8 protein-coding genes are annotated in these 10033 nt (G+C 73.3%); 4 read left to right on the forward strand and 4 right to left on the reverse strand.

Going from position 1 to position 10033, the window contains the following annotated elements:
* Positions 1 to 540: 540 nt before the first annotated feature.
* On the forward strand, positions 541 to 1743 hold the full coding sequence (locus DVH02_RS32790; protein ID WP_114627488.1) for an amino acid deaminase/aldolase: 1203 nt from the start codon (positions 541 to 543) through the stop codon (positions 1741 to 1743).
* A 171-nt stretch (positions 1744 to 1914) separates the two neighbouring features.
* Here DVH02_RS32790 and DVH02_RS32795 read toward each other — a convergent pair whose 3' ends face one another.
* From DVH02_RS32795 to DVH02_RS32805, 3 genes are read right to left on the reverse strand one after another with little or no spacing between them, the layout of a single operon-like run.
* On the reverse strand, positions 1915 to 2706 hold the full coding sequence (locus DVH02_RS32795; protein ID WP_114627489.1) for a 3-oxoacyl-ACP reductase: 792 nt from the start codon (positions 2704 to 2706) through the stop codon (positions 1915 to 1917).
* Between the two features lie 3 nt (positions 2707 to 2709).
* A complete protein-coding gene (locus DVH02_RS32800) occupies positions 2710 to 4071 on the reverse strand; it encodes an aldehyde dehydrogenase family protein (RefSeq protein WP_233518601.1) in 1362 nt (453 codons plus the stop codon).
* Between the two features lie 23 nt (positions 4072 to 4094).
* The gene (locus DVH02_RS32805; protein ID WP_114627490.1) at positions 4095 to 5459 is read right to left on the reverse strand and encodes a glutamine synthetase family protein; all 1365 of its coding nucleotides are present in this window, start codon (positions 5457 to 5459) and stop codon (positions 4095 to 4097) included.
* Between the two features lie 57 nt (positions 5460 to 5516).
* On the opposite strand from DVH02_RS32805, the gene DVH02_RS32810 reads away from it, so the two are divergent.
* From DVH02_RS32810 to DVH02_RS32820, 3 genes are all read left to right on the forward strand, one after another.
* On the forward strand, positions 5517 to 6290 hold the full coding sequence (locus tag DVH02_RS32810; RefSeq protein WP_199566505.1) for a FadR/GntR family transcriptional regulator: 774 nt from the start codon (positions 5517 to 5519) through the stop codon (positions 6288 to 6290).
* Between the two features lie 189 nt (positions 6291 to 6479).
* Positions 6480 to 7952 (forward strand): ethanolamine permease, encoded by a 1473-nt coding sequence (eat, locus tag DVH02_RS32815; RefSeq protein WP_114627491.1) that lies wholly within the window; start codon positions 6480 to 6482, stop codon positions 7950 to 7952.
* A 37-nt stretch (positions 7953 to 7989) separates the two neighbouring features.
* Positions 7990 to 8709, forward strand: a complete 720-nt coding sequence (locus tag DVH02_RS32820) for a gamma-glutamyl-gamma-aminobutyrate hydrolase family protein (RefSeq protein ID WP_114627492.1) — start codon at positions 7990 to 7992, stop codon at positions 8707 to 8709.
* 125 nt (positions 8710 to 8834) lie between these two features.
* Here DVH02_RS32820 and DVH02_RS32825 read toward each other — a convergent pair whose 3' ends face one another.
* Positions 8835 to 9806 carry a LysR family transcriptional regulator gene (locus tag DVH02_RS32825; RefSeq protein WP_114627493.1) on the reverse strand — a complete coding sequence of 324 codons (972 nt, stop codon included), beginning with the start codon at positions 9804 to 9806 and terminating at the stop codon, positions 8835 to 8837.
* Positions 9807 to 10033: the final 227 nt, after the last annotated feature.

A 10033-nucleotide genomic window follows, 5' to 3' on the forward strand; every position in this document is an offset into this window, starting at 1 on the left:
ATGCCACGGGTGCGGGTGGTACCCGTGGCATGGGAGGGGCGGCGCGAGCGCTCCGGTCGGCGGCGGGGCGGCCCTCGGACGGTTGCGTCTTGGGCCGCGGCGGACCGTACGAGGGCTGTCGGCCGGTCGTGACGGGCGGCGGGCCGAACGCGGTACGCGGGCGCGGCGGAGCCGTCGCAGGGCGCGGGGGTACGGCGGGGGGCCGGGGGGCCGTGACGGAGGGCTTGGACGGCGCGACGGTGTCCGCGGCCGGTGGATCGGTGGGGCGCGGCGGTACGGGCGTGCGCGGGGGTACGGGCGTACGTGGCGATGCGGCGGCGCGTGGTGCTTCGGTGCTCATCCGCGCCCCCCAGTGCCGCTGTCCTGACCGATCGGTTCACCGCATGGCCGATCACCTTACGGAAGAGGCCCGTTCGACGCGGCGTGTGCGTCACTCTACGGGCTGGAGGGGGCCCGGCGGGAACGACCGCGGAGGCCGGTGACGTTCTGCCCAGAACGTCCCCCTACCGTGCGGTAGCGGGCTCTGGCAGGCTGCGTGCCATGAATCCGCGCGCCACTGACCGGGCCCGTTACGACCGGGCCACCGCTCATCTCGACGCTCCGCTCGCCCTCGTGGATCTCGAAGCGTTCGACGCGAACGCCGACGATCTCGTACGGCGGGCGGGCGGCAAACCGATCCGGGTGGCGAGCAAGTCCGTACGCTCTCGCGCGCTGCTGGAGCGGGTGCTGGCCCGGGACGGCTTCGCGGGAATCATGTCGTTCACGCTGGCCGAGTCGCTGTGGCTGGCGCGGGCCGGCTTCACGGACGTGCTGCTCGCCTATCCGTCGGCGGACCGCGCGCGCTACGCGGAGCTGGCCGGGGACCGGAAGCTGGCCGACGCCGTCACGGTGATGATCGACGATCCGGCGCAGCTGGATCTCATCGACGCGGCGCGCGACGGTGGCCGGGAGGAGCTGCGGATCTGTCTGGAACTCGATACGGCCCTGCGGATGTTGGGCGGGCGGGTCAGGATCGGCGCCCTGCGGTCGCCGCTGCGGGAACCGGCCCAGCTGGCCGAGCTGGCCCGGTCGACAGCCCGGCGTCCCGGGTTCCGGCTGGTCGGGCTCATGGCGTACGAAGGTCATATCGCCGGGGTGGGGGACGCTCTGGCGGGGCGGCCGCTGCGTTCGCTGGTGATCAGGGCGATGCAGGCCACCGCCCGCCGGGAGTTGACGGAGCGGCGCGCCGCGGTGGTCCGCGCGGTGCGGACCGTCACGCCGGAGCTGGAGTTCGTCAACGGCGGTGGGACGGGCAGTGTCCAGCACACGGCCGCCGAGGACGCGGTGACGGAGATCGCCGCGGGCTCGGGCCTCTACGTTCCGCGGCTGTTCGACAACTACACGTCGTTCACGGGCCGCCCCGCCGCGCTGTTCGCGCAGCCGGTGGTGCGCAGGCCGGGGGTCGGGGTGGTGACGGTGCTCGGTGGCGGCTATCCGGCGTCGGGGCCCGCGGGGCGGGACCGGCTTCCCGTGCCGTATCTGCCGGAGGGGCTGCGCTTCGACGGCCAGGAGGGGCCGGGCGAGGTGCAGACCCCCCTGCTCGGTTCGGCGGCCGACGATCTGCTGATCGGCGACAAGGTGTGGTTCCGCCATGCCAAGGCCGGTGAGCTGTGCGAGCGGTTCGAGACGCTGCGGCTGGTGGAGGGCGACCGGGTGGTGGCGTCCGTGCCCACGTACCGGGGCGAGGGTCACACGTTCCTGTGAGTCCGCTCTGCCGGTCCGCGCTCCGCGTCGCCCTCCTCGGGGCACCGGCCCGGCGGGGTCGTCATGCTCATGCCTCGGGCCCTGTCTTCGAGGCGGCACCGTCCCGTCCGCGGGGCGGGCGGGACGGTGAAGACAGGGCCCAGGCTCTGTCCGACCAGGTGGTACGTCGCCCTACACCGGGGTGACGTAGGCGCCCGCGATCCCGCCGTCGACCAGGAAGTCGGTGGCGTTCACGAACGACGCGTCGTCGCTCGCGAGGAACGCGACCGCCGCCGCGATCTCCTGCGCGTCGGCGAAGCGGCCCACCGGGATGTGCACCAGTCGGCGCGCGGCGCGCTCCGGGTCCTTCGCGAACAGCTCCCGCAGCAGCGGGGTGTTGACCGGCCCCGGGCACAGCGCGTTGACCCGGATGCCCTCCCGGGCGAACTGCACGCCCAGCTCCCGGGACATCGCGAGCACTCCTCCCTTGGAGGCGGTGTAGGAGATCTGCGAGGTGGCCGCGCCCATCCGCGCCACGAAGGAGGCGGTGTTGATGATGGAGCCCCGGCCCTGACGCCGCATGTACGGAATGGCCGCCTTGCAGCACAGGTAGACGGAGGTGAGGTTGACCTCCTGGACCCGCTTCCACGCGTCGAGTCCTGTGGTGAGGATCGAGTCGTCGTCGGTCGGCGAGATGCCCGCGTTGTTGAAGGCGATGTCGACGCTGCCGTAGGTGTCGAACGCGGTCTTGAACAACGCCTCGACCTGCTCGGCGTCGGTGACGTCGACCTGGACGAAGGTCCCGCCGACCGCCTCGGCCGCGGCCTTGCCCGCGGTCTCGTCGATGTCGCCGCAGACGACGTGCGCGCCCTCGGAGGCGAGCCGCCGCGCGGTGGCGAGGCCGATGCCGCTGCCGGCACCGGTGATGACCGCCGTACGGCCCACGAGCCGGCGGCAGACGAGGTCGTTCTGGGGAGCGGTCATGGTTCAGGCCTCCGTGCTGATGAAGACGTTCTTGGTTTCCGTGAAAGCGGTCAGGGCGTCCGGCCCCAGCTCCCGGCCGAGTCCGGACTGTTTGTAGCCGCCGAAGGGGGTCCCGTACCGGACGGCGCTGTGCGAGTTGACGGACAGGTTCCCGGCGGCGACGGCGCGCGAGACGCGCAGCGCGCGGCCGACGTCCCGGGTCCAGATCGACCCGGCGAGCCCGTACTCGGTGGCGTTGGCCAGCCGGACGGCGTCCTCCTCGTCGTCGAAGGGCAGCACGACGGCGACCGGTCCGAAGACCTCGTCGGTGGCGACCGGCGAGTCGGGCGCCACCTCGGTGAGGACGGTCGGCGGGAACCAGAAGCCGGGGCCGTCCGGTGCGGCGCCCCGGATGGCCGTCGCCCCTCCGGGGACGTAGGACCGTACCCGCTCCAGTTGGGCCGCCGAGATCAGCGGGCCCATCCGGGTCCTCTCGTCGGCCGGGTCGCCGACGACGACGGACTCGACGGCGGGGGCGAGCAGCTCCAGGAACCGGTCGTGGACCTCGCGCTGGACGAGGATGCGGGTACGGGCGCAGCAGTCCTGCCCGGCGTTGTCCAGGAACGCCATCGGCGCGCTCGCGGCGGCCTGTTCGAGGTCGGAGTCGGCGAAGACGATGTTGGGGCTCTTGCCGCCGAGTTCGAGGGTCACCCGCTTCACGAGCGCGCTGCCGCGCGCCATGATCCGCTTGCCCACCCGGGTGGAGCCGGTGAACACGATCTTGGCCACGCCCGGGTGGTCGACCAGGGCCTCGCCCGTGACGTCCCCGGCGCCGGGCAGGACCTGGAAGAGGCCCTCGGGGAGCCCGGCCTCCAGGGCGAGTTCGGCGAGCCGGAGCGCGGTGAGCGGCGTGGTCTCGGCGGGTTTGAGCAGGACGGCGTTGCCCGCCGCGAGCGCGGGTGCGGTGGCCCAGGCGGCGATCGGCATGGGGAAGTTCCACGGGGCGATCACCCCGACGACCCCGAGGGGTTCGAGCAGGGTGAGGTCGAGCCCTCCGGCGACCGGGATCTGGCGGCCGGTCAGCCGCTCCACTCCCCCGGCGGAGTAGTCCAGCAGATCGCGGACGTTACCGGCCTCCCAGCGGGCGTTGCCGATGGTGTGGCCGGCCTGCCGGACCTCGGTCCTGGCCAGCTCCTCGCGGTGCTCGTCGACGACGACGGCGAACCGGCGCAGCGCCCTGGCCCGGTCGGCGGGGGCGAGCGCCGCCCATCCGCGCTGGGCCGCGGCGGCCCGCCGTACCGCCGCGTCGACCTCGGCGGGGGTGGTCGCCGCGACGGTGGCGATGGTCCGTCCGGTGGCCGGGTCGAGGACGTGGTGTTCGGCCACGTGGTGTTCCTGCACGTCGTTCCTCACAGACGTTCGAAGGAGCGGCGAAGCTCCCAGTCGGTCACCGCGGCGTCGAATGCCTCCACCTCGACGCGCGCCATGTTGCGGTAGTGCGCCACCACTTCGTCGCCGAAGGCGGCGCGGGCGATGGGGCTGTTCTCCCAGAGGGCGGCGGCCTCGTGCAGGGTGGTGGGGACCTGCTCGTAACCTGCGCTGTAGGCGTTGCCCGCGCACTCGTCGGGGAGTTCGAGTGCGTGCTCGATGCCGTGGAGCCCGGCGGCGATCAGCCCGGCGACGGCGAGGTGCGGGTTGACGTCTCCGCCGGGCAGCCGGTTCTCGAAGCGCATGGACCGGCCGTGTCCGACGACCCGCAGCGAGCAGGTGCGGTTGTCGTAGCCCCAGGCGACGGCGGTGGGGGCGAACGAGCCCGGCTGGAAGCGTTTGTACGAGTTGATGGTGGGCGCGTACAGCAGGGAGAACTCGCGCAGCGCGGCGAGCTGACCCGCGAGGAAGTGCCGCATCACGGGCGACATGCCGCCGGGCCCGTCCCCGGCCATCACGTTGGTGCCGTGCGCGTCCTGGAGCGAGAGGTGGATATGACAGGAGTTGCCCTCGCGCTCGTTGTACTTGGCCATGAAGGTGAGCGAGACGCCCTCCTGCGAGGCGATCTCCTTGGCGCCGGTCTTGTATATGGCGTGCTGGTCGCAGGTGACGAGCGCCTCGTCGTACTTGAAGGCGATCTCGTGCTGCCCGGGGTTGCACTCGCCCTTGGCGGACTCGACGGTCAGCCCGGCGGCGGCCATCTCGTTGCGGATCCGGCGCAGCAGGGGCTCGACGCGTCCGGTGCCGAGGACGGAGTAGTCGACGTTGTACTGGTTGGCGGGGGTCAGCCCCCGGTAGTTGCTGTCCCAGGCCCGTTCGTAGCTGTCCTTGAAGACGATGAACTCCAGCTCCGTGCCGACGTGCGCGGTGAAGCCGTGTTCGGCGAGGCGCTCCAGCTGGCGGCGGAGGATCTGCCGGGGCGCGGCGACGACGGGCGAGCCGTCGTGCCAGGTGAGGTCGGCGACGAGCATCGCCGTGCCCTCGTTCCAGGGGACGCGGCGCAGGGTGGTGAGGTCGGGGCGCATGGCGAAGTCGCCGTAGCCGCGCTCCCAGGAGGACATCGCGTAGCCGTCGACGGTGTTCATCTCGGTGTCGACGGCGAGGAGGTAGTTGCAGCCCTCGGTGCCGTGCTCCAGGACGTCGTCGAGGAAGAACGGAGCGGCGAACCGCTTGCCCTGGAGCCGTCCCTGCATGTCGGGGAAGGCCAGGACGACCGTGTCGATCTCACCGCTCGCCACGAGGACACGCAGTTCCTCGACGCTGAGCGGGGGTGTGCGGTCTGCCACGGGGGTACTCCTCCTTCGGTCGGCCGGAAGCCATAAGGTATGCCTGTAGACCATTGATTGGGAAGGGGAAACGGCGACGTGGCGAAGAAGGGCGGGCCCGTCGGCCCGCCGGAAGCGGATCCACTGACTCCGGTGCTGCGGCCGGTGCGGGCGGGCAACGGCTTCGAGGAGGCGCTGGAGCAGATCCTGCGGATCGTCCGGCTCGGCCTGGTGGCGGGCGGCGAACGGCTGCCCGCCGAGCGCGAGCTGGCCGACCGGCTGGGGATCAGCCGGGTCACCCTCCGCGAGGTGCTCAAGGTCCTCCAGGACCAAGGGCTGCTGGAGAGCCGACGCGGCAGGTACGGCGGGACGTTCGTACGTCCCAGGCCCGACGCTCCGGCCCTGGGCGCCGAGGAGGAGCTGCGGCGCCGGGTGGCGGACGTCGACATCGAGGACGTCCTGCGCTTCCGCGAGGTGCTGGAGGTCGGCGCGGCGGGGCTGTGCGCGGCGGACGGGCTGAGCGGGGAGCGGGCGGAGCGGCTGCGCTCGGCGCTGGCCGCGACCCGCGACGCGCCGTTGGCGGAGTACCGCAGGCTGGACACGCTGCTGCATCTCACCCTCGCCGAGCTGGCCGGGTCCGCGACACTGACCGAGCAGTACGCGGCCGTGCGGGCGTCGGTGAACGATCTGCTGGACTGCATCCCGTTGCTCGTGCGGAACCTGGAGCACTCGCAGCGCCAGCACACGGCGCTGGTGGAGGCGGTGTTCGACGGGGACGCGGACGGGGCGCGCGAGATCGCCCGCGAGCACTGCGGCGGCACGGCGGCGCTGCTGCGGGGGTTCCTGAGCTGAGCGTCGCGGCAGCTCGGCCCGGAGGAGGCCCGCGACCGGCCGGGGGCCGCTCCGGGCCCGGCTGCGATGCGAAGCACGATCCCCCTCACGGTCCATCCGTAACAACCGTTTAACGCACGAGTCTTGCGCGCGGCGATCCGGAGCGTAAAGGTGTGGCCTCACACCTTTAACCCGAGGCAGGAGCAGCTCATGTCCGACGGCACCGACGCGCTCACCCCACCGGCCGATACGGCCGACGGCGCCGATCAGCGGGACACCGACTATCTGAAACGGCGCGCGCTGCGGCGCGGCAGCGCCGGGTGGCTGCTGCTGACCGGGCTCGGCGTCGCCTATGTCGTCTCCGGGGACTTCTCCGGCTGGAACATCGGCCTCTCCGAGGGGGGCTTCGGCGGTCTCGCGATCGCCATGGTGCTGATGGGGGTGATGTACGCGTGCCTCGTCTTCTCGCTCGCCGAACTCTCCGCCATCCTGCCCACGGCGGGCGGCGGCTACGGCTTCGCACGCCGCGCGCTCGGTACCTGGGGCGGCTTCCTGACCGGCACGGCGATCCTCATCGAGTACATCCTGGCACCGGCCGCGATCTCCATATTCATCGGTGAGTACGTCGAATCGCTGCGTCTCTTCGGCCTGACGGCGGGCTGGCCCGTCTATCTGGCCTGTTTCGTGATCTTCATCGGTATCCATCTCTGGGGCGTCGGCGAGGCGCTGCGCTTCAGCCTGGTGGTGACGGCCGTCGCGGTGGCGGCGCTGCTGATCTTCGCGGTCGGCGCCTTCACCGAGTTCGACGCGGGCGGTCTCAACGACATCCCGGTGGACGAGGCGGCGTTCGGCTCCAACTCGTGGCTTCCCTTCGGTGTGCTGGGCATCTGGGCGGCCTTCCCGTTCGGCATGTGGTTCTTCCTGGGCGTGGAGGGGGTGCCGCTGGCCGCCGAGGAGGCCAAGGACCCGGTGCGCTCGATGCCGAAGGCGCTCTCGATCGCCATGGGCGTGCTCGTCCTGCTGGCGCTGGTGACCTTCTTCGCGGCGACGGGGGCGCGCGGCTCGGCCGCCCTCCAGGAGGCGGGCAATCCGCTGGTGGTCGCGCTCCAGGGCGACGGCGAGCCGACTGCGCTGAGCCGGTTCGTGAACTACGCGGGTCTCGCCGGTCTCGTCGCGTCGTTCATCTCCCTCATCTACGCCGGTTCCCGGCAGCTGTTCGCGCTCTCGCGCGCGGGCTATCTGCCCCGGTTCCTTTCCCTGACGAGCCGCCGCAAAGCCCCCTATCTGGGTCTGCTGATCCCCGGCGCCATCGGCTTCGGGCTGGCGGCGGCCACCGGGGACGGCGGCCGGATGCTGAACGTGGCGGTGTTCGGCGCGACCATCTCGTACTCCCTGATGGCCCTCTCCCATCTCGTGCTGCGCCGCCGCGAGCCCGGCCTCCCGCGTCCGTACCGCACGCCCGGCGGGATGCTGACCTCCGGTGTGGCGTTCGTCCTGGCGCTGTCCGCGCTGGTCGCGACGTTCCTGGTGGACAAGGACGCGGCCTTCATCGCGCTGGGGGTCTATGTCGTCGCCCTGGCCTACTTCACCTTCTACAGTCGGCACCGGCTGGTGGCCGCGGCTCCCGAGGAGGAGTTCGCGGCGCTGGCCGCCGCCGAGGCCGAACTCGAACGGGACCGATAGTGCGCACAGCGCGAGAGACAGCACGGAGGACGCGACCATGAAGCCGCTCATCGGCGTCAGCACCTATCTGGAGGCGTCCGCCGCCTGGGGCGTCTGGGAGCTGCCCGCCGCCCTGCTGCCCGCCGGCTACCCCCGGCTGGTGCAGCGGGCCGGTGGGCTGGCCGCCCTGCTCCCGCCCGACGCGGACCCCGGCGCCGCCGCGTCCGTGGTGGGGCGGCTGGACGGGCTGGTCATCGCGGGCGGCCCCGATGTGGAGCCCGTACGGTACGGAGCCGACCGGGACCCGCGCACCGGGCCGCCCGCCCGGGAACGGGACGCCTGGGAGCTGGCCCTGATCGGGGCGGCCCTGGACTCCGGGACCCCGCTGCTGGGGATCTGCCGGGGGATGCAGCTGCTGAACGTGGCGCTGGGCGGAACGCTCGTCCAGCACCTGGACGGCCACACCTCGGGGGTGACGGGCCGCTTCGGCGAGCACGCCGTGAAGCCGGTGCCCGGCACCCGCTACGGCGCTCTGGTGCCGCAGGAGTTCACCGTACCGACCCACCACCACCAGTGCGTGGACCGGCTGGGCACGGGGCTGACGGCCTCGGCGCTCGCGGCGGACGGCACGGTCGAGGCCGTGGAGCTGCCCGGCCCCGGATGGACGCTGGGCGTCCAGTGGCACCCGGAGATGGCCGAGGACACCCGGGTCATGGGGGCCCTGGTCGAGGCCGCGGGCGCCAGGACCGCCGAGGTCGGGGCGGGCGCACCCCGGTAGCCGGGACCGGCAGGACCGGACCCGCCGGTAGGGCCGGATCCCGGATCGGTCCTGGACCGGTCCTGGACCGCCCGGACCGGACCCGGTCAGCCGCCCCGGTCAGCCGCCCCGGTCAGCCGGGGCGGTCAGCCGGGGCGGTCAGCCGGGGCGGGGGCTCCGCGTGTCAGGGAGAGCAGATCGCGCGCGGGGCCCGTCGGCCTGGCCCCGGCAGGCCAGACCGCGCGCAGATCGCGGCGCAGCCGTACGCCCGCCACCGGCACCTCGACGAGCCGGTGCGCCGCCAGCTCCTCGCCGACCGCCAGTTCGCTGAGGACACAGGGACCGGCTCCGCTCACCGCCGCCGCCTTCAGCGCGGTGGTGGACGCCAGCTCCAGCAGCGGCTCGGCCAGTCCCCCGTACGCGGCGAGCCCGGCGTCCAGGACCTGGCGGGTGCCGGATCCTGGCTCCCGCAGGATGAGCGGGGTCGCGGCCAGCTCGGCCGGGTCCAGCGGGGCGCGGCGGCGGGCCCACGGGTGGCCGGGGGCGGCGACGACGAGCAGCCGGTCGTGGCCGACGACGGCCGAGTCGAGCCCGTCCGGCGTGGCGAGGCCCTCCACGAACCCGAGGTCCGCCTCATGGCCCAGGAGCCGCTCGGCGACGGCGACGGAGTTGCCCGCGTGCAGCGAGACGGCGGTGCCCGGCCGCTCCCGGCGCAGCGCGATCAGCCAGCGCGGCAGCAGGTACTCCGCGATCGTCATGCTGGCCGCGACCCGCAGCCGTGAGTCCCGGCGCCCGCGCAGGGCCTGGGCGCCCGCGTCGAACGCCTCGGCGGCCTCCACCACGCGCCGGGCCCAGTCGGTGACCAGCGTTCCGGCGTCGGTGAGGCGCGAGCCACGCGGTGAGCGGTCCACCAGGGCCACCCCGAGCAGGCGCTCCATGGCCCGGATGCGGCCGCTGGCGGCGGGCTGGCTGATGCCGCTCTCGCGGGCCGCACGGCCGAGGCTGCCGAGCCGGGCCACGGCGAGCAGCAGCTCCAGCGAGCCGAGGTCGGGCACCCGGTGGGCGAGCGGCGCGGCGCCGGGAGCGCCGGACCGGGGGGTGGGCGGGGCATCGGCCATAAGCCCAGGTTATGACCTCATAGGGACAAGGCGCGTGGTGGGTCCGGTACCGGGCGGCGAGGGTGGTCGTATGAGCCCTCTCGCGCACTCCGGCGCGCACCCCGCGGCGCACTCGGCAGTGCCCCTCGCCGCACCACCCGTCGCACGCCCCACCGCACCACCCGGCGCACCACCCGTCGCACGCCCCACCGCACGCCCCGCCGCTCCGGCCGCTCCGGCCGCTCCGG

Source organism: Streptomyces corynorhini (assembly GCF_003346515.1).
GTDB classification, from domain to species: domain Bacteria; phylum Actinomycetota; class Actinomycetes; order Streptomycetales; family Streptomycetaceae; genus Streptomyces; species Streptomyces corynorhini.